Genomic DNA, 19,691 nt, shown 5'->3' with positions numbered 1-19,691 from the left:
ATTGCTGGGCTGGTATCGTCGAAACTTAAGAAAATTCTTAATTATCAAGCAGACTTAAGCGCAAATACGCAGCGCTGACAAGCGCTATTCATCCGCAGACAAATGTTGGTAGGTAAGTTATCGGCAGTGGCGAGAAAATGTTCAGTAGGATACTTCACAAATCATCATACGTTGACGGCAGGCTGGCGTTACGCTTGCCACGGTAAAATGCCGTGCGGCAAGCGTCGCGTCAGGCGTGTGGCAACCGCCATTAATAAGCAAACCACCACAATCATCAGGCAGCCCACCGCCGCCGCCAGCGACGCGGATCCGCCTTCATCAAGGAATACGATGGTCGGTCCGATGGTTTGCGTTTGCGAGGTGACCAGCAGCACCGAAACCTGGATTTCATTCAGCGCGGTGAGAAACACCAGCACGCTGCCCGCCAGCGCCGACGGTGCCGCCAGTGGCAATAAGATGTCGCGCATGCGGCGCAGAAAACCGGCGCCGCACAAACGTGCCGCTTCATCTAATGCCGGTTCCAACTGGGCGAATCCGGCCAGCGTTGGGCGCAGCACCAGCGCGAGGAAGTTCGCCAGATAGGCGGCAAGGATGATCCACACCGTGCCATACAGCGAGACATTAACGATCGGCAGCGGACGCAGGAAAAACAGCATCGCCGCCACGCCGGTGACAATGCCCGGCAGCGCGTAGGTCAGTTCACTCGCCAGCCACAATCCGCGCACTAATTGAGTTCGCCGCCAGCTGAGGAAATAGGCGAGAAACAGCGCGCAAACCGTTAAAATCAGCGCCGCCAGCGTGGTCAATCCGAGGCTGGTGAGAAACGCCTGTCGCACCGCCGGATAACCCCACAACGCGGCGCGGAAGTTCTCCAGCGTCAGCGTTTGCCAGCTCAGCGCCTGGCCAAAACCGCTGGTGAGCGCGGTGATCAACAGCGCGCTGAGCGGCAACAGCAAGGTCAGCGCCATCCACAGCCAGGCGACGCCCTCAACCGCCATACGCCCGCGCCCCAACGATTGCTGCCACAGGCGCGGCGCACCGTTGATGCGCACATCATGGCGTCCGCCCAACCAGGCGCTGGCCGCCATGCCCGCCAGCGTAATTACCGCAATCAATAACGCATACACCGCGGTGTTTGGCAGCGCGCTCGCACCAATGCCGTTCAACTGCTGATACACCAGCGTGATCAGCGTTGGCACGCGCGCCGGAATCCCCAGCATCGCCTGAATACCGAAGTTGCCCGCCGCCGCAACGAAGGTCAGCGCGGCACCGGCAAAAATCGCCGGGCGCGCCAGCGGCAGCACAATGGTGAACAGGATGCGCGCGCGTGACGCACCGCTGGCCTGCGCCGCTTCCACCAAATCGGCGGGCAAGCGGCGCAAACCGGCGCGCACGGTGAGGAACACCAACGGCGCATTGTGCGTGCCGAGCAGCAGCACAATGCCGGTTAAGGAGTAGAGCGGCTGCTCGCCGGGCGCAAACCACGGCAACTCCAGCGTGGCGAACAGCAGCGCCAGCGGACTGCCCGGAGCCAGCGCCTGCAGCCAGGCCAGCGCCGTCACCTGCGGCGGAATCATCAGCGGCAGGATAAACGCAAACACCCACGCGGTTTTGGCGCGCAGATCGCTAAGCGCCACCAGCCACGCAGCGGCGGTGCCGAGCACCACGGAAATCAGAGTAGAACTGAGCGCGATGAGCAACGTATTGCCGCTGGCGATCAACACGCGATCGCTCGCCAGCAGGCGCGTTAAGCGTGCGATATCCGGCACGCCGCTGGGCGCAATGGCGGTCCACACCAGCCGCATCAGCGGCGCCACCGACAGCAAACCAATCAGCAACACCAGCAGCGCCAGAATCAGCCGTTCGCTGTTAACGCGCGGCGCTTTGCGCGTCACATTGCGCCATTCGTTGCTCAACACGCTCATGCTTAGCCACCAAACAGCGCGCTGAACCGATCGCGCACTGCCGCATCTTCTTTGATCGCTTTCGCCACGTCCGGCGACAGCAGCTTGATTTTATTGATCGGCGTGAAACCTACCGGTGCTGAGACGCGATCATCCACCGGACGGTTGCCCTGCTCGACCACCAGCTTCTGGCCTGGCTCGGAAAGCATAAAGTTAACGAAGGCTTTGGCGGCCGGCAGGTTGTGCGCGGTTTTCATGATGGCAACCGGTTCGGTGACATATGACACGCCCTCTTTGGGATAGACCAGATCCACCGGTGAACCCTTTTTCTTCGCCAGAATCACGTCGGCGTCGGTGATGATGCCGTATTTATCCAGCCCGCTGGCGACCGCCTTAAGCGCCGGACCGTTGCCGCCCTGCGGCGCGATGCCGATGGCCGCCAACTTTTGGTAGAAGCTCCAGCCAATCGACGGCGTGTTGATATCGGTGTGCAGCTTGTAGAGCGCCGCGCCGGAGTAAAGCGGGCTTGGTACCGCAATCTGCCCTTTGTTGGCTTCCACCGCCAGCGCGTTCCAGCTATCAATCGGCTGCGCATGCTGGGTGTTGTAGGCAATTACCGTGGCGATGATTTTGGTGCCGAAGAAGGTTTTGTCTTTGTCGTAAAACGATGGATTGATGTGGCTAAGCGGCGCATCGCTGTAGCTGTAGAGATGGTTTTCGTTTTTCAGCGCGCCGAGGTTGATGGCGTCGGCAATCAGCAGCACATCCGGCTTGGCTTCGCCGCTCATCATTTCGGTGCGCAGCACGTTCATTAACTGCGTGGTGCCGTTGCGCGTCCACTCGACCTGCACATTGGGATAGACGGCTTTAAACGCATCCATGGTTTGCTGGGCAATTTCGGGTGCCTGCGAGGTATAAACCACCAATTTCCCTGCTGGCGCCTCGTCGGCAAAGCTGGCGGCAGAGATCACGAATCCACTGGCTAACATCAACACGTTTAACGTCGTACGCATAGCATTTCCCTGAAGGTTTAGAAGATTAAGAAGGAAGAATCCAGCCGTCACGCAGCGCCACACCCACGGTGGCGTCGACAACGGGTAAAGGCTGATCGGCCAGCAGCAGCGTGATGCTGCATTCGGGCGCGGCCAGCGGCGTCACGTTGAGCTGATAGTGGCCGCCGCGATAGATCACCCGCTGCACGCGCGCGGCAAACTGTGGTTCGCCCGGCGCGGCTAAGTGGAAATCGACTGCGTGAAAACTGGCTTGCGCCTGCGGCTGCGGACGCTGATGCGGCGCGCAGCGTAACGACACGCGCATACCGCACAGCGTGGCATAAGCGCGGCCCTCGCCGAGCGGTTCGATATCGCTGATCGGCAGCACTTTGCCGTCGTCAATAAAGCGCGCGACCATGGCGTTCGCCGGTTCGCGCCACAGCGTTTGCGGCGTGGCGAACTGCATCACACGGCCGGCATCCATCACCACGATGCGATCGGCCAGCGCCATCGCTTCATGCTGATCGTGGGTAATGTAGAGCAAGGTGGCGTGACTGTGATGATGGAAGCGGCGGAACTCCTCTTCCATGGTGGCGCGCAGGTGGACATCGAGGTTGGCGAGCGGCTCATCGAGCAGAACTAAGGTCGGTTGCGCCACTAAACAGCGCGCCAGCGCCACGCGCTGACGCTGACCGCCGGAGAGATCGGCGGGACGACGGGCGGCGAACGCTTCCAATCCCACCAGCTCCAGCGCCTGCTGCGTGCGGCGCTCGCGCTCGGCACGCGCGACGCCGTTCACTTTCAGACTGTAGGAAACATTTTCCGCCACCGTCATATGCGGCCATAGTGCATAGCTCTGGAACACCACGCCAAGCTGACGATCTTCCGGCGGCAGATGCACGCCCGGCGCAGCGAAGCAGCGTTCGCCCACGTGGATCTCTCCGGCATCGGCGGTTTCAAAACCGGCCAGCAGGCGCAGCAAGGTGGTTTTGCCACAGCCCGACGGGCCCAATACGGCGATAAATTCTCCCTGCGCAATCTGCAGTGAGATGTCTTGCAATACCGGCTGCGCCGCAAAGGATTTGCGCAGCCCGCGCAGTGTGATTGATGCCATGTTTCTGGCCTTTCGCTAACCGTCCGGCTAAGACCCTACGACACTGTGATGACGATTCCATGACATTGAAGCTGGTCGCCCTAAATGGCGTAATGCTTGTCTGATAAGCAGCGCGCTGACATCGCAGGGGTACCGCCCGCTAAGCATCCAGCAGTCTCAGAATGCCTGGCTTGGTTTTTCGAGAGTCTGCATTTATGCGCATCTGGTTGCCATGAATGGCAATCCCAGCGGATGGATAGCGATTTTGAGTTAAGGATACGCACCACTGCTGCAGCGCGGGTGTTGGGGCGACATCCTAACCCGCTGAACGAATGAGAGATTCCAGGGCGAGCCGCAGGGATGCGGCGAGAGGCGGCGCTGAGCAGGAGCGAATCGCCGCCGGTCCGTCAGGAATCGTAAATGAGTGAAGGCACCGCGAAGCGGCGGGTTGGGCTGGCGCAAGGCCCGGGAGTGCAGAGGGCGCGGCCAGGCGTCCTCTGCTCGGTCGCCGCACCGAAGTGCTGCAACTGCCCAGGTTCAAGGCGAACGAAAGCCGCTCCGTGCTTAACTAAGCGGCATGACGCGATTCACAGATGCATGCCGATATAGCGCTCATAACGTGCGGGCTTCACCCGCGTGAGATCCACCAGCACTAAGCCATCAATACAGTTATTGAAATCGGGATCGCTGCCGAAATCGATAAACTGCACGCCGCCCGGCTCGCACACCTCGGAATATTGCTTGTAGAGCGTGGGAATGGCGGTGCCGAGATTCGCCAGCAGATGTTTCAACCGGCGTAAATCTTCGCTGTAGTTATCGCCGGTGAACTGCGCCAGCACTTCCGGTAACGAGGCAGGATAAGGGCGGCGTGAAGTCGCCAGCGGCAGTTCGGTAGGGAAATAGAGACGATAGAACGCCACCAGCAGATCGCGCGCCGCCAGCGGCATGCCGCCCGAGATCGAGACCGGACCAAATAAGTAGCGGGTTTCGGGATATTTAGCGATGTAGGCACCAATGCCCATCCACAGATAATCGAGGCCGCGTTTGCCCCAATAGGCGGGCTGAATAAAACTGCGGCCCAGCTCCAGCCCCTGATTGATGATCGGCAACATGCGCTCGTCGTAGTGGAACAGGCTGTCGCTGTAGATGCCTTCCAGCCCACGACGCTCCAGCTGCTCGGCGCCCGGAATAAAGCGATAGGCGCCGACGATCTCCAGCGCATCGTCGTCCCACAGAATCAGGTGATAGTAATCGTCATCGTATTTATCGAGGTCGCGACGACGCCCGCTGCCCTCACCCACCGCGCGGAATGCCACTTCCCGTAAGCGCCCGAGCTCACGCAGCAGCGGCACCCAGCTGGCACCGTTGCGTCGCCACAGGTAGATCTGCTTGCCATCCGGCAGCGTGCCGAGTCGCTCGCTCTCCATCAACGCTTTTTTCAGTTCGGCGCGATCTTCCGGCCGCGCAATCGCCGCTTCGGTCTGAAACAAGCCGCGTCGTCCCTGACCAATGCGATACAGATGTTTGCGCAGCCGCTTCGCCAGCTCTTTGCCCGGCGTGTGGCCATCATGCCAGTTGGCAAACGGGATCTGTTCGCCGATGTGTAACTTAATGCGCGAACCGCGCTGACGAAACATTTCGCGTACCAGCATCAGTAACGCGAGCGGCGAGGCAATTTTTGCGGCGGCGTAAAATGCCAGGCTGTTGCGCCCCACCACGTGCACTGGCACGATGGGCGCGCGAGCGCGGGCCGCGAGGCGTAAGAAGCTGTGATGCCAGTGACGATCGCGCACGCCTCGGCTGGAAAGGCGCGACACTTCACCCGCTGGGAAGATAATCAGCACGCCCTGATTATCGAGATGCTGCTGCATGCGCGTTAGCTGTTCGCGGCTGGTACGGTTGCCCATGTTATCCACCGGCAACATCATGTTGTTGATCGGCTCCAGCATCATCAACATGCGGTTGGCGACAATTTTCACATCGCGTCGCACCTGCGAAACCGCCGCCAGCAATGCTAAACCATCCAGCGCACCGAGCGGATGGTTGGCAACAATCACCACCGGGCCACGCGTGGGAATCTGCTCCAAATCGCGCTCGCTCAGTTCACAGCGCACATCAAGATGCTCCAGTACCTGCTCCACCATATCCACGCCTTTCAGATGACGATAGCGGGCGGCAAACGCCTGGAATTCATGTTCGCGAACGGCCCATTTCAGGGCGCTTTTCTGCCAGTTTGCCGGTTGATGACCTGGCCAGTAGGTATCGAGAAGCTGATCAACGGAAAACATCATTCACCTTTTACACGCAGCGGTTTATCGCTTCGACGTTAAAACGGCTTGTTTTCAGATTTATGACTGCGGCGTCGTGAAAGCCTAAAAAGCAGCCACTTGCATTGTTCTTGCGCATAAAAAACAAAAACTGACCTTAAAACCCCAAATTCAAGACATGACTTAAAGCTTATTGTTAAGCAGCGTGAATTAATCTGGTCACACCAGTTAAATAGTTTGTTAAAGGGTGTTTTAACTTTGCGTTTATTTTTTATTTTTTCCTCTGGGCTACACATATGATTCATTCGGTATTTATTGTTGATGACCATCCGTTAATCTGTACGGGCATTCAGGCATTACTGCAGTCATATCACTACGCCATCGCTGGCACTGCTAATAAAAGCGATCTGTTAATTACCGAGCTGCATAGGACACGTCCGGACGTTTTGCTGCTCGATCTCACCATGCCTGGGCGCGCTGGCATTCCGTTGATTACGGACATTAAGCGCGCGTTGCCAGACCTCAAAATCATTGTTTATACCGCGTCAGAAAGCCTTTTTTATCAACGATGTTGCTTGCAATTAGGCGTGGAAGGCTATGTGTGTAAACGCGGCAATTTAGACACTCTCCTTACCGCAATAAAAGAGGTGGAATGTGGTAAGCGTTTTTATCCGGTAACGGAGGAAGCGGCCGAGGTAAACGAGTTAATTGAGAGTGAAAAATTGATGAGCCTGACGCGCCGGGAACTGATGGTGTTGGTGAAACTGGCGTCGGGAATGACAAATAAAGAGATCGCCTCACAATTGCAACTCAGTAGTAAAACCGTGAGTACCTATAAAATAAAAATCCTGCGTAAATTAGGTTTAAAAGGGATTAGTGGCATTAATATGACAGCAAAATTGAATGAGTTAGTGTGAAAAACCTGGTCGCCATGAATGGCGACCCCACTCAATTAGAGTTTTAACGGTGGCAGCTGCGAAAACACGCTCAACAATCCTTTGCTCCACAGCTGACGAATTTGTGAAAAATAGGGATGCTGTTCGGTAATGTGATATTGCTCGCTATCGCTGAAACTGTCGGTGCGATAGACCATCACATCCAGCGGTAATCCCACCGAAATATTACTCGCTAACGTGGAATCCATTGAAATCAACGCACACTGCATCGCCTGACTGAGCGGCGTTTCATAGCGCAGCACGCGGTCAATAATCGGTTTGCCGTACTTGCTCTCACCAATCTGGAAATAAGGCGTATCAACGCTGGCTTCGATGAAGTTGCCCTGCGGATAGATCTGGAACAGACGCGGCTCCTCGCCACGAATTTGTCCCCCCAGCAGCAGCGTGCCGCCAAACTCCTCGCCATCGCGCTTGATCACCTCGCGCAGCGTTTCACCCACCATCAGCGCAATGTCATACAGCGATCGTCCATTCAGCAAATTAGGTTGATCGTTATCGCCGTTATGCCGTCGCAGCAGGCTCAGCACGCTCTGCGTGGTAGCCAGATTGCCAGCGCTTTGCAGCACCAGCGTGCGTTCATCATCGACCTGAAACACATGCAGTTTACGGAATGAGGAAATATGATCGACGCCCGCATTGGTCCGCGAATCAGAGACAAAAATCATCCCTGACGATAAACGCATTGCCACACAATAAGTCATAGTTACGCCTGTTCTGATTACTGCTGCGCATGCACCTGAAGCACCGCAGCCACCGCCAGCATATCTTCACCGCCGCCGCCCAGCCGCATACCGCGCACCGGACAGGCATCGAGATAATCCACACCAACCGCCAGACGTAAATGCTGGCGCGTGCTGCGAGTATTATTGGTGATATCAAAGCTGTGCCAACTGCCATCCAGCCAGGCTTCAACCCAGGCGTGAGTGGCGACGTGCTCAACGTTTTCAGTATAGAGATAGCCGCTTACATAGCGCGCCGGAATTCCCAGAGTGCGACAGCAGGCGAGAAACACGTGGCTGTGATCCTGGCAAACGCCGCTGCCTGCGGCAAATACTTTCGCGGCGGTATCAGTTACCTGGGTGCTGCCGGGACGATACGGCATCTTCAGCAGCAATTCATCCATCAACTTTTCCAGGCTGGCGAGCGGCTTTTCCGGCCGCCAGTAGCGCTGGGCAAACTCGCGGATCTCGGGATTGGGCAGCGTCAGCGGCGTGGCGCGCAGAAACACCAGCGGCGACAACGCGCACTCCGGATCGGGTGCCCACTCGCCGGCATCAAGGATCTCCACCACACCGCGCGCGGCGATATCGAGTTGCTGATGCGGCGTATCCAGCGTTAGCACATGCATCACGTTGCCGTAAGCATCCTGCGTGCAGGTGGCTGCGCAGGGCAGCTCCAAATCCCACGAAATAATTTGCTGATGCACCGAATTTTGCGGCGTCAAACGCAGATACTGGGTGCTGAGTGTCACCTGCTGCTCGTAGGCGTAACGGGTTTTGTGCTCGATGTTCAGTCTCATTTCGCCTCCAGATAGGTGTGATTGATGCTGTCTGCCAGCGCGTTCAGGCGCGTCAGGAATGCATTGAGCCAGTGCGTTAACCCTTCCTGGGTCAGGCTTTCCCAGGTACTAAACCTGATTTCCGCCAGCAGCACGGTGATCAGATAACGCGGACGATCTTCGCCGCTGCTACCGATCTGCTCGAGCTGGGTAGCGATCTCATCAATACAGGAGTGCAGCGATCGCGGACTTTCACTGCGCAGGATCAGCATCTCATTCACCAGATCCGGTAACAGCTGCTGCTTAAAGATGGCGTTGTAGGCTTCACGCGCCGACACCGCGCGCAGCAAGGTGTCGAGGCGATAATATTCGCGTACCGAATCGGACTGTTGTTCCAGCAGTTGCTGATTGACGCTCAGCAAACGCGCGGTGCCGTCGCTGCGCTCCATCAGTGTGCCGATGCGGATAAAACTCATGGCATCACCGCGCAGCAAGGTGCCGAACATCGCGCCACGAAACAGGTGCGAGCGCTCTTTTACCCAATCGAAAAAGCTATCGGCGTTGGCGCTGGTAATACCGCGCCGCCGCGTATTGCGCATCTCAATCCACGTCGAGTTGATGCTCTCCCACACTTCCGACGACAAACTGCCGCGCACCGCATGCGCATTGTTCCACGCCTCCTGCCAGCAGCTGAAAATGCTGCACGGATTGCGATCGTCGAGGGCGAAAAAGTTGAACAGCTGCGGCATGGTGAAGCGGCCGTTGAGGGTTTCAAACAGTTCACGCGTGCCGGTGAGATTAAGCGGCAGCAGCAGATCGTCGCCCTGGTCACCGCGCACCGGCATTAACGACAAACGGTTGGTCACATCCAACACGCGAGCAAGTTGTTCTGCGCGCTCAAGATAGCGCGCCATCCAATAAAGGCCACTGGCCGTGCGGCTTAGCATGATGCGTCATCCTCCAGAACCCACGTGTCCTTGGTGCCACCGCCCTGCGACGAGTTCACCACCAGCGAACCTTCGTTCAGCGCCACGCGGGTTAAGCCGCCGGGCACCAGACGAATATCCACGCCGCACAGCGCAAACGGGCGCAGATCAATGTGGCGCGGCGCGAGGCCGTTATCGATAAAGGTTGGACACGTGGAGAGCGATAGCGTGTCCTGCGCGATGTAGTTTTCCGGGCGCGCTTTGAGGCGATCGCGGAAATCACTCAGCTCCTGCTGGCTCGCCACCGGGCCAATCAACATGCCGTAACCGCCTGCGCCGTGCACCTCTTTCACCACCATTTTCGCCAGGTTGGCCAGCACGTAGGTAAGATCCTGCGGTTTGCGGCATTGCCAGGTGGGTACGTTATTGAGGATCGGATCCTCATCAAGATAGAAACGGATCATGTCCGGTACGTAGGGATAGATCGATTTGTCATCGGCGACGCCGGTGCCGATCGCGTTCGCCAGCACCACGTTGCCGGATCGATACACCGACAACAAGCCCGGCACGCCGAGCATCGAATCCGGGCGGAACGCCAGTGGATCGAGGAAGGCATCATCAACGCGACGATAGATCACATCGACTTTGCACGGCCCGGCGGTGGTACGCATCATCACCGCGCCATCTTTGACGAACAGATCGGCGCTCTCCACCAGCTCAACGCCCATCTGCTGCGCGAGGAAGCTGTGCTCGAAGTAGGCGCTGTTAAAGCGGCCCGGCGTCAGCACCACCACCACCGGATCGTTGACCGGCGAGCTTTCCCGCAGGGTTTGCAGCAGATGCGAAGGATAACGCTCTACCGGCGCGATGTGCTGCCCGGCGAACAGTTCCGGATAGAGGCGCATCATCATCTTGCGGTTCTCCAGCATATAGGAGACGCCAGACGGCGTGCGCAGATTGTCCTCGAGAACGTAATATTCGCCGTCGTTATTGCGCACCATGTCTACCCCAACAATGTGCGCGTAGATGTGGCGATGCAGATCGACGCCTTGCATACAGGGCTGATATTGATCGTTCACCAGCACCTGTTCAGCGGGCACGATGCCGGCTTTGAGGATCAGTTGCTGATGGTAGATGTCGTGCAGGAAGGCGTTGAGGGCTTGTACCCGCTGGCGAATGCCGCGATCGAGCATTGCCCACTCGCTGGCAGGAATGATGCGCGGCACGCTGTCGAAAGGAATTAAACGTTCCGCGCCGCCGTCATCACCGTAGACGTTGAAGGTGATGCCGACGCGATGAAACAGCAGTTCCGCTTCTTCACGTTTGCGCGCCACGGCCTCTTTGTCCGCCTGTTGTAACCATTCCCAGTATTGCTGGTAGTGAGCGCGGTGTTGGCCATCGCTCAGCCACATCTCATCATAGAATTGTGATGCTATCTGGTAGCTTTCTTTCATGATTTACCCGGCGCTTGTCAGAGGACCTCACTCTCTCCTGCACAAACTGTGCCAGAGGCTTGCCCCGGCAGGCACACGCGCCGCGTCAACGGAAATGGCTGTTTTGCACTTTACTGGTGCATTAGCTGCTGCGCGATTGGCAGCCAGATCTCCGTCATCGCGCCTTCGCCACCGGTAAAAGGATCGCGGGATGGCAGCGGCACCTGCTGGATCTTCTCCTTCGACGTACGTAAACGCGACGGCTCATCACGCACGGTTTCCGGGGACATGCCTTCAGGATAGGCGCCAACGGTGAAAAAATCCTCTGAGGCAAATACCTGTTTGTGGCCGACACCCGCCGGGATCAGTACCGCATCGCCTTCACGCAGCGTCACCATGCGACCGCTGTCGCCGCCGAACAGCACTTCCGCCCAGCCAGCCGCAACACCCAGCACTTCATGGGTGTTCGGATGGTAATGCGTATAAGGGAAGATCGGCGCACGCCATGCGGCGGGCCAGCCGTTGCGGGTAAAGGTTTTTTCAAACCAGGCGGCGCTGTCTTCCGTAGGGTTTTCATCGTCATACGGCATAATGCCGGGCCAGATGATCAGCGGCAGCGGGCTGTTGGGCACGCCACCCGACGGCAGCGACAACATCAGATGTTGCGGATTGCTGGAGGATCCAGCGGAAAAGGTGCCGGCGGCGAAAGACATCAGTAACAGCAGGCTGGAGTGGTTGGCAGTCATACTCTTTCTCCGGTTAATCACAATGCTTAATTGTGGCTTACCAAAGTGGCATTGCAATGTGCGCCCACCAACAAAATTCACAAAAAAGAATGATTTAGCTAACTAAAGCCAAATTTATTAGCAACATAATTAACATCTCGTGCGGGTGAATGAGGGTCGCCATAACTGGCGCGCATTTATGCGCACCTGGCCGCAAAGCGGCATGAATTTAATGCAAAAAAAACCGGTGGATTTCGCCACCGGCCGAATCAAAAAAAGCGATTCAAAGGCACTGACAGGTTATCGCAGGCGCTCAGCGATAGGTTTCACAACGTTCTCCCCTTCGCGGCCATAAAACTGGAACAGGGTTTCTGCAGCGGCATCGGTTAACACCAGAATTTCGATGCGGCGATTACGCGCACTCATGGGATCGTCAAGATCGCGCGGCATGCGTGACGCCATGGCATTAACCTGCAATACGCGCGCACTCTCCAGCCCGCCACGCTCCAGCGCGCGGCGTGCCGCCAGCGCACGATCGCCAGACAGATTCCAGTTGTTGTAGGCGGCGTTGCCGCTGTACTGCGCGGCATCGGTGTGGCCGCTTATCATGATTTTGTTGTCGATGCGGTTAAACACCGGGCCGAGCTCGGTAAGCAGTTTCTGGAAGAATGGCGTTAGTACCGCGCTACCGCGTGGGAACATCATGCGATCCTGATCGTCCTGAATCAGAATGCGCAGCCCTTGTGGCAAGGTTTCCAGCATCAGGTAATTTTGCGCGTTATAGCTGTTGATCATCCGTTGCAGCTGGTTGTGTAACAACACCAACTCCGCATCCGAGCGTGACAGCACGCTGTCTAAATCTTCCTGTGGCTTGCTGCCGGCGTTCAAACTGATGTCAGCCTTACCTGGGCTGACAGTCGCTGTTTGCGTCGGCGGGGAAATTGCCATGGTTTCGCCGATAATCGCCGATCCGCCGGAGTTCTCAACGTCAAAAGGATTGAAATTGGTGCCATCAAAAACCGACGTGCCGTTCAATTGCGCGACGATCTCTTTACGCTCCTCTTCACTCACCGCGCCCATGATCCACAGCACCATAAACAGCGCCATCATCGCCAACGTGAAGTCCGCAAAGGCCACTTTCCACGCGCCGCCATGATGCGCATGGTGTGCCTTTTTGCCGCCGCGTTTGATGATCAACTTTGTGGTGGTCACCAAAGGTGCCGAACGTATATCTGAAGTCTCGGCGCGCTTTACGCTTGATGCGTTGCCAGGCAAACAGATGGCGATCGATGCCGATCTCAATGCCGGGTTAATCAATCAGGAACAGGCGCGCACGCGTCGCCAGGATGTGGCAAACGAAGCCGACTTCTACGGTGCAATGGATGGCGCGTCCAAATTCGTACGCGGCGACGCCATCGCCGGCATCATGATCCTGCTGATTAACGTGGTTGGCGGAATCTTGATTGGCGTGTTCAAGTACGGTTTACCGGCAGGACAAGCGTTCGAACAATATGTCCTGCTGACCATCGGTGATGGCTTAGTCGGACAAATTCCTTCACTGCTGCTCTCAACGGCGGCGGCGATTATCGTGACGCGCATCAGCGATGGTGCGGACATGGGCGATGACATCAAGTCTCAGCTGCTGGCTAAGCCAGGTACGCTGTATACCGCTGCGGCCGTGATGTTTGTGCTGGCGGTGGTGCCGGGCATGCCGCATCTGGTGTTCCTGGTATTTACCGGCCTGCTGCTGTTCGCTGCGTGGCGTCAAAGCCAGAAAATTAAAGCGCCGACGCAAGATCATCACGCTATGGAAGCGATCAGCCAGGCGCTGACGCAGCCGGACGATCAGCCCGCCATCGGTTGGGACACTATCCCGATGGTTGAGCCGATCGGGCTGAATCTCGGCTACAAGCTGGTGACGCTGGTGGATAAAGGCAAAGGTGCGCCGCTGACGCTGCGTATGCGTGGCGTACGGCAAGTGGTGTCGGAAACCAGCGGCGTGCTGCTGCCGGAGATTGCGCTGCGCGAGGATTTCCACCTCAAGCCGGCGCAGTACGCGATCAAGATCAATGGCGTGCGCACCGCCGTCGGCGAAGTGCATGCCGATCGTCTGATGGCGATCCCGACGCCGGAACAGTACGGCGAAATCGATGGCGTATTGGATACCGATCCGGCCTACGGCATGGCGGTGACGTGGATTCTGCCCGAGCAGAAAGCCAAAGCGCTGAACCTGGGTTATCAAGTGGTGGATTGCGCCAGCGTGGTGGCCACCCATGTGAATAAAGTGGTGCGCGAGAATCTGCCGGAGCTGTTTAACTACGATGACATTACCCAGCTGCATCAGCGTCTGGCGAATGTGGCGCCTAAGCTGTCGGAAGATGTGAATGCGGCGGTGAACTACAGCTTGCAGCTGAAAGTGTATCGTCTGCTGCTGAACGATCAGGTGTCGCTGAAAGACATCACCACCATCGCGACGACGTTGCTGGAGAGCGCGGCGATCACCAAAGATCCGATCCTGCTGACTTCCGATGTACGCTATGCCCTGCGTCGCGCCATGGTGGCGGCGATTGCGCCGGACAACAAACCGCTGTCGGCTTATACGCTGGAAAACAGCCTGGAGAATCTGCTGCTGGCGGCGCTGAATCAGGCACAGCAAGCCGGTAAAGTGGCGCTGGATAGCTTCCCGGTTGATCCGAATATTCTGACGCAGCTGCAGAGCACGCTGCCGGTGATGGTGGAGCAGTTGAAAGCGCAGAACCTGACACAGGTGCTGCTGGTAACGCCGCAACTGCGCCCACTGATTGCGCGCTACGCCCGTCTGTTTGCCAATGGATTGAATGTGTTGTCGTACAACGAAGTGCCCGATGATGCAAATTTGCAGATTGTGGGTCAGGTGAGTTAGATCGTGCTGGCTGTCACAGATTGTGCTGGCTGTCCCCAGATTGTGCTGGCTGTCCCCCATCCCGGCCTTCCCCAGCCAGCGGGGGAAGGAGACGCTGCCACATGCCAGTAATGAAACTGCATGTGGCAGCATCTTCCTCCCCCATTAATGGGGGAGGACCGAGGAGGGGGACAGCAAGCACCAACCGAGGAGGGGGACAGCGAGCACGAGCGAATTCAAACACCCAGCACTATCCCATTAACGCCGCCATAATCACCGCAAAAACCGCGTCCGGCTGCAGCATCACCTCATGATTCCAAAATCTCAGCACCCGCCAGCCATGTCTATTTAACCGTTGCGTACGTTCATCGGCATATCTGATAGTTTCACCATGTTGCGATCCATCGAGTTCAATCGCTAGCCGCTTCTCCAGGCAGGCGAAATCCAAAATATACAGGCCGAAAGGGTACTGTCGGCGAAATCGCATACCGCCACATTGTCTGGCACGCAGCACAGACCATAGCTTTCGCTCTGCTGGCGTCATGTTATTTCTCAGTTCCTTCGCGCGCAGCACATGATGTCGCATGTTATTCATCCTGAAAAAGCGCATCTTGTTTCCGCAATGGCTCAATCTCAACGCATGCAGTGCAATCTTGAGCAACACATCGCAACTGTTATAAAAAAACACAGCGAATCTGTCTCTAATTCGCTTCACTGTTATGTGCTTTACTGGCAGGCAGTGATAATTAGAGGTGAACAATGGACGCGATCAAACAAATCCTGCTCGACGAAATCGCCACGCTGAACCGCGAAGGACAGCGTGATAATTTGCCGCGCTTTAGCTTTTCCTTCCTCAAAACCCATCCGGGGCTCTGGGCCATCATGTATCTGTGCTACGCGCTGTGCGTGGCGCTGATCTTTTCAACCGACATGCTCGGCTGGCCAGCGTTCTGGTTTGCCACGGTGTTTGTGGTGGTGATGAGCGTGCTGATGCTGATGGATATCAACCCGAAATATCGCTTCGAAGATATCGATACGCTGGATTTGCGCGTGTGCTACAACGGCGAATGGTATTACGTGCAGCCGGTTTCGCAGCAGGCGCTGGACAAAATTCTCGATAATCCGCACACGCCGGATCGCGTGCGCAGCGGCATTGATCGCCTGATGAAGCAGAAAGGTGAAGTGGATTTCTATGACGTCTACTATCTCACCTGGGGCCACCAGCAGGCGGCCCAGGTTTAAGCGTTTAGCTCGGCAATCAGTTTTCCCAACGTCTCTACCGCCGCTTCGGCGCGTTCATCCCACGGCCAGGCGGTGTTGAAGCGGAAACAGTGGCTAAAGCCCTCGCGGCTGGAAAACAGCTGGCCGGGCGCGATGCTGATGCCCTGCTGCAAGGCCAAATGATACAGCTCAGTGGTATTGATCTGCGCCGGCAGCGCAACCCAGAGAAAATAACCGCCCGGCGTATCGCTGATGCTGGCCTCAGCAGGTAATACCCGGCGCAGCGCCTGTTGCGCCAGCTGCTTACGTTTAGCCAGCGTCTGCCTTAGCTTCTTTAAATGCGTATCGTAGCTGCGCGTGCTGAGGAAATCGGCCAGTGCCAGCTGCATCGGCGCGCTGGTCGACAGCGTGCTCATCAACTGAATACGCTGCACGCGCTGCGCATGACGTCCGGCCGCGACCCAACCGACACGAAATCCCGCCACCAGATTCTTCGAGAAACTGCCGCAGTGCAGCACGTTGCCATCAAGATCAAAAGCTTTAGCCGGCAGCGGTTTGTCATGGCCTTCATACAGATCGCCGTACACATCGTCCTCAATCATCGCCACGTTGTAGCGCGCCAGCAGTTCCACCAACTGCTGCTTGCGCTCAGCGCTCAGGGTAAAGCCGAGCGGATTTTGCCGGTTGGTCATCAGCCAGCAGGCTTTCACCGGCCAGCGCTGCAAGGCCTGCTCCAGCTCCTGCAAATCCATACCGTGTTCGACATCGCTGGCGATGGCAATCGCGTTCAGCTTGAGGCGTTCAATCGCCTGGAGCGCACCATAAAACGACGGGTTTTCGAGGATCACCCAATCACCGGGTTCGGTGACGGCTTGCAGGCTGAGGTTGAGCGCCTCCATTGCGCCATTGGTGATGACGATGTCATCCGGCGACAGCGTGATGCCCTGCTGTGCGTAGCGCTGGGCGAGAATTTTGCGCAGCGCTTCATTGCCTGGCGGCAGGTTGTTGAGCGCATCGGTGGGCTTTAAGTTGTGTGAGACTTTTACCAGCGAGCGCATCAGCTGGCGCTGCGGGAAGAGTTCGGGATCGGGAAAGGCTGAGCCAAACGGCATGATGGCGGGATTGCGCGTGGCTTGCAGCACGTCGAACACGAAGCTGTTGGTATCCGCCTGATCGGTTTTGCCGATCTCTTGCGTGGGCAGTCGCGGACGGCTTTCGGCGGCGCGCGGCGCCACGTAATAGCCGGATTGCGGCTTTGAGACGATCCAGCCCTGACTCTCCAGCACTTCATAGGCGTGCATCACCGTCATCAGGCTCAACCCGCTCTGCTCCGCCTGCTGGCGTAGCGACGGCAGTTTTTCGCCCGGCGGCCAGATGCGCGCCTCGATTTGCGTGCGAAGCTGCTCGACCAACTGCTGATATTTCGCCACCCGAACTCCGATGTAGAGGATTTGGCGGCTAGTTTCCCTCACCCTAACCCTCTCCCGCAAGCGGGAGAGGGAATGATTAGAGCGTGCAAAGTGCTCGATCGGCTCCTTCTCCCGCTGGCGGGAGAAGGTTGGGATGAGGGAAAGCGTTTCCCGGTTAAGGCACCTGCTCCAGCGCTAACTCTTCTTGATAAAAATTCGGCAACTCGCCAATGCGTTCCGGCGGCACCGGTTTACCCAGTAAATAGCCCTGCAAGGTATCGCAGCCTAAACCAGTGAGGAACGCCTGTTGATCCTGGGTTTCTACCCCTTCGGCGACCACTTTCAGATGCAACGACTGCGCCAGCGCGACAATGGCGGAGACGATGGTGGCATCTTCCGAATGCGCCTGCAGTTCATTAACAAAAGCGCGATCGATTTTCAGCTCGCTGGCCGGTAACCGCTTGAGATACAACAAGCTGGAGTAACCGGTGCCGAAATCATCAATCGAGGCTTTTACGCCCATATTGGTGAGTTCGGTGAGGATACGCACGCTCTCTTCCGGATCGCGCATCGCCGTGGTTTCGGTCACTTCCAGCGTCAAAAGTTCAGCCGGAATCTGGTGCTGCGTCAGCGCCTCGGTAACGGTTTCCACCAGATTGCTTTGCTCAAATTGTACAGCCGACAAATTGACCGCCACCGACCAGTGCGGATGGCCCTGCAGATGCCAGGCACGCAGCTGGCGACAGGCTTCGTTGATCACCCAGTTGCCGATGTTAATGATCATGCCGGTCTTTTCCGCCATAGGCAGGAAGGCGTCCGGCGCCAGCAGACCGCGTGAAGGATGCTGCCAGCGCAGCAGCGCTTCAAAGCCAAGGATCGGGCCGCTCGGCGCGCAATATTTGGGCTGATAGAACAGGCGTAACTCTTCGTTATCCAGCGCTTGCCATAGATCGTTGTTCAGCTGCAATTGCGACTGCGCCAGCGTGTTCATTGACGGCTGGAAGAAGGTGTAACCGTTGCGGCCGTTGTTCTTGGTGTGATACATGGCGGCATCGGCGTTGAACATCAGCTCGCGATCATCTTTGCCGTCACCGGGGTAAACCGCAATTCCAATACTCAGCGACACCACCAGCTCATAGCGCGAGATATCGAATGGGCGATCCACCGCTTTCACCAGCGTATCAGCAACCGCTGCGGCATCATTGGGTTCATCAATTTCCAGCAGCAGCACAAACTCGTCGCCGCCCATGCGCGCCAGCGTGTAGTGCCCTTTCATCTGTTCGGTCATGCGCTCGGTCACGCCAATCAGCAGGTTGTCGCCCACGTGATGGCCAAAAGCGTCATTTACCGCTTTGAAGCCATCCAGATCCATAAACATCAGCGCAAACTGCGTTTTCTCACGGTTGGCTTTATTGAGGGCTTGCTCCAGACGATCTTCCAACAAAATACGGTTGGGCAGACGCGTCAGGTTATCGTGTAGCGCCAGCTGTGCCAGCTCACGGTTGGCTTCCGCCAGCGAGTGGGCGAGGATCGAGGTGCGCGCTTGCAGACGTGCATCGAGCATTGAGACCAGCAAAGTAATGCCGAGGATCGCTAGCGTCACCACCGTCACCACCACCGCCAGCCAGTTGCTGTTTACGCCCATGTGCGTCGCATGGCTGTGCATCGGGAAATTGGCCGCCGCCATGCCGGTGTAGTGCATGCCGGCAATCGCACAGCCCATCACCACCGAGGCGCCTAACCGAAGCGCGGTGACGCGGCCATGGCCTTCGCGCAGGTTAAACGCCAGCCAGAGCGCGGCGCCTGAGGCCACCAGCGCAATCGCCACCGATGCCGCCACCCAACCCCAATTCCAGGTGATGCCGGGCGTAAACATCAGCGCCGCCATGCCGGTGTAGTGCATGGCGACCACGCCGGAACCCAGCACCACAGCGCCTCCACACAGTCGCAGCCACGGCAAAGTGGGCGTTGAGCACACCAGCCACAGCGCAAAAACCGAGGCTAATACCGCCACCACCATGGAGGTGACGGTCAGCGTGGGATCATAGCTCATGACCATATCGAGGCTCATCGACAGCATGCCAATGAAGTGCATCGCCCAGATGCCCACGCCCATAGCGAATCCACCGCCGAATAACCAAACCAGCGCCACCTTGCCAGTTGAGGAAGCCACGCGCCCTGCCATATCAAGCGCAGTAAACGAGGCCAGCATCGCTACCAGAATCGAGACGATGACGGTAAACGAATCGTACGAAGTCACTAACATAGTGATTTCCCAAGTAAAAGCCGGTGTAAGTCAGCTGTGGTGTTGTTGTTAAAAAAGTGCGGTCTATTGGTTTTATTGTAGGAATTATCGGCAGCGTAACTGCCGATATGAGTTTTTGAA

15 protein-coding genes and 1 pseudogene are annotated in these 19,691 nt (G+C 57.3%); 3 read left to right on the top strand and 13 right to left on the bottom strand.

Annotation, left to right across the window (positions count from 1 at the left end; translation table 11 throughout):
* Nucleotides 1-188: 188 nt before the first annotated feature.
* The 4 genes from ACVLVH_RS17575 to olsF all read right to left on the bottom strand — a co-directional run bounded on the left by ACVLVH_RS17575 (nucleotide 189) and on the right by olsF (nucleotide 6,277).
* Nucleotides 189-1,925 (bottom strand): ABC transporter permease, encoded by a 1,737-nt coding sequence (locus tag ACVLVH_RS17575; RefSeq protein WP_192412105.1) that lies wholly within the window; start codon nucleotides 1,923-1,925, stop codon nucleotides 189-191.
* A 2-nt stretch (nucleotides 1,926-1,927) separates the two neighbouring features.
* On the bottom strand, nucleotides 1,928-2,917 hold the full coding sequence (locus tag ACVLVH_RS17570) for an ABC transporter substrate-binding protein (protein ID WP_192412106.1): 990 nt from the start codon (nucleotides 2,915-2,917) through the stop codon (nucleotides 1,928-1,930).
* A gap of 25 nt (nucleotides 2,918-2,942) precedes the next feature.
* Nucleotides 2,943-4,010 (bottom strand): ABC transporter ATP-binding protein, encoded by a 1,068-nt coding sequence (locus tag ACVLVH_RS17565; protein ID WP_192412107.1) that lies wholly within the window; start codon nucleotides 4,008-4,010, stop codon nucleotides 2,943-2,945.
* 566 nt (nucleotides 4,011-4,576) lie between these two features.
* Nucleotides 4,577-6,277: a bifunctional ornithine lipid synthase OlsF gene (gene olsF, locus ACVLVH_RS17560; RefSeq protein ID WP_101761816.1), complete on the bottom strand. Its 1,701-nt coding sequence runs from the start codon at nucleotides 6,275-6,277 to the stop codon at nucleotides 4,577-4,579.
* Nucleotides 6,278-6,552: 275 nt separating this feature from the next.
* Between olsF and ACVLVH_RS17555 the strand changes: the two genes are divergently transcribed.
* Nucleotides 6,553-7,173 (top strand): response regulator, encoded by a 621-nt coding sequence (locus ACVLVH_RS17555; RefSeq protein ID WP_101761815.1) that lies wholly within the window; start codon nucleotides 6,553-6,555, stop codon nucleotides 7,171-7,173.
* Between the two features lie 35 nt (nucleotides 7,174-7,208).
* Here the strand turns inward: ACVLVH_RS17555 and ACVLVH_RS17550 are convergent, their stop codons facing one another.
* The 6 genes from ACVLVH_RS17550 to ACVLVH_RS17525 form a co-directional block, all read right to left on the bottom strand.
* On the bottom strand, nucleotides 7,209-7,913 hold the full coding sequence (locus ACVLVH_RS17550) for a proteasome-type protease (RefSeq protein ID WP_101761814.1): 705 nt from the start codon (nucleotides 7,911-7,913) through the stop codon (nucleotides 7,209-7,211).
* 17 nt (nucleotides 7,914-7,930) lie between these two features.
* Nucleotides 7,931-8,731 carry a transglutaminase family protein gene (locus tag ACVLVH_RS17545; protein WP_101761813.1) on the bottom strand — a complete coding sequence of 267 codons (801 nt, stop codon included), beginning with the start codon at nucleotides 8,729-8,731 and terminating at the stop codon, nucleotides 7,931-7,933.
* Nucleotides 8,728-9,657: an alpha-E domain-containing protein gene (locus ACVLVH_RS17540; protein WP_101761812.1), complete on the bottom strand. Its 930-nt coding sequence runs from the start codon at nucleotides 9,655-9,657 to the stop codon at nucleotides 8,728-8,730. Before ACVLVH_RS17540 ends, ACVLVH_RS17545 begins: the two co-directional genes overlap by 4 nt.
* Nucleotides 9,651-11,090, bottom strand: coding sequence for a circularly permuted type 2 ATP-grasp protein (locus ACVLVH_RS17535; protein WP_498949916.1), 1,440 nt, complete (start codon nucleotides 11,088-11,090; stop codon nucleotides 9,651-9,653). Before ACVLVH_RS17535 ends, ACVLVH_RS17540 begins: the two co-directional genes overlap by 7 nt.
* Nucleotides 11,091-11,200: 110 nt before the next feature.
* On the bottom strand, nucleotides 11,201-11,815 hold the full coding sequence (locus ACVLVH_RS17530) for a cupin domain-containing protein (protein WP_498949915.1): 615 nt from the start codon (nucleotides 11,813-11,815) through the stop codon (nucleotides 11,201-11,203).
* 279 nt (nucleotides 11,816-12,094) lie between these two features.
* Nucleotides 12,095-13,009, bottom strand: coding sequence for a flagellar motor protein MotB (locus ACVLVH_RS17525; RefSeq protein ID WP_192412110.1), 915 nt, complete (start codon nucleotides 13,007-13,009; stop codon nucleotides 12,095-12,097).
* Here ACVLVH_RS17525 and ACVLVH_RS17520 point away from each other — a divergent pair.
* A pseudogene (locus tag ACVLVH_RS17520) lies at nucleotides 12,981-14,696 on the top strand (flagellar biosynthesis protein FlhA); the annotation flags it as partial. The gene ACVLVH_RS17525 and the pseudogene ACVLVH_RS17520 sit on opposite strands and share 29 nt — an antisense overlap.
* 229 nt (nucleotides 14,697-14,925) lie before the next feature.
* Here ACVLVH_RS17520 and ACVLVH_RS17515 read toward each other — a convergent pair.
* Complete coding sequence (locus ACVLVH_RS17515; protein ID WP_498949913.1) at nucleotides 14,926-15,363, bottom strand: endonuclease domain-containing protein; 438 nt, start codon at nucleotides 15,361-15,363, stop codon at nucleotides 14,926-14,928.
* A gap of 71 nt (nucleotides 15,364-15,434) precedes the next feature.
* Between ACVLVH_RS17515 and ACVLVH_RS17510 the strand changes: the two genes are divergently transcribed.
* Nucleotides 15,435-15,917, top strand: coding sequence for a YlaC family protein (locus ACVLVH_RS17510; RefSeq protein ID WP_176971763.1), 483 nt, complete (start codon nucleotides 15,435-15,437; stop codon nucleotides 15,915-15,917).
* On the opposite strand, the gene ACVLVH_RS17505 is transcribed toward ACVLVH_RS17510, so the two are convergent.
* A complete protein-coding gene (locus ACVLVH_RS17505) occupies nucleotides 15,914-17,326 on the bottom strand; it encodes an aminotransferase-like domain-containing protein (RefSeq protein WP_280172076.1) in 1,413 nt (470 codons plus the stop codon). The two genes, ACVLVH_RS17510 and ACVLVH_RS17505, sit on opposite strands and share 4 nt — an antisense overlap.
* Before the next feature lie 154 nt (nucleotides 17,327-17,480).
* The gene (locus ACVLVH_RS17500; protein ID WP_192412112.1) at nucleotides 17,481-19,571 is read right to left on the bottom strand and encodes a putative bifunctional diguanylate cyclase/phosphodiesterase; all 2,091 of its coding nucleotides are present in this window, start codon (nucleotides 19,569-19,571) and stop codon (nucleotides 17,481-17,483) included.
* Between the last annotated feature and the right edge of the window lie 120 nt (nucleotides 19,572-19,691).

The sequence above is a fragment of the Kluyvera sp. 1366 genome, assembly GCF_054823405.1.
Note: the sequence above shows the minus strand (reverse complement) of the source record. Positions and strands in the feature narration are given on the sequence as shown.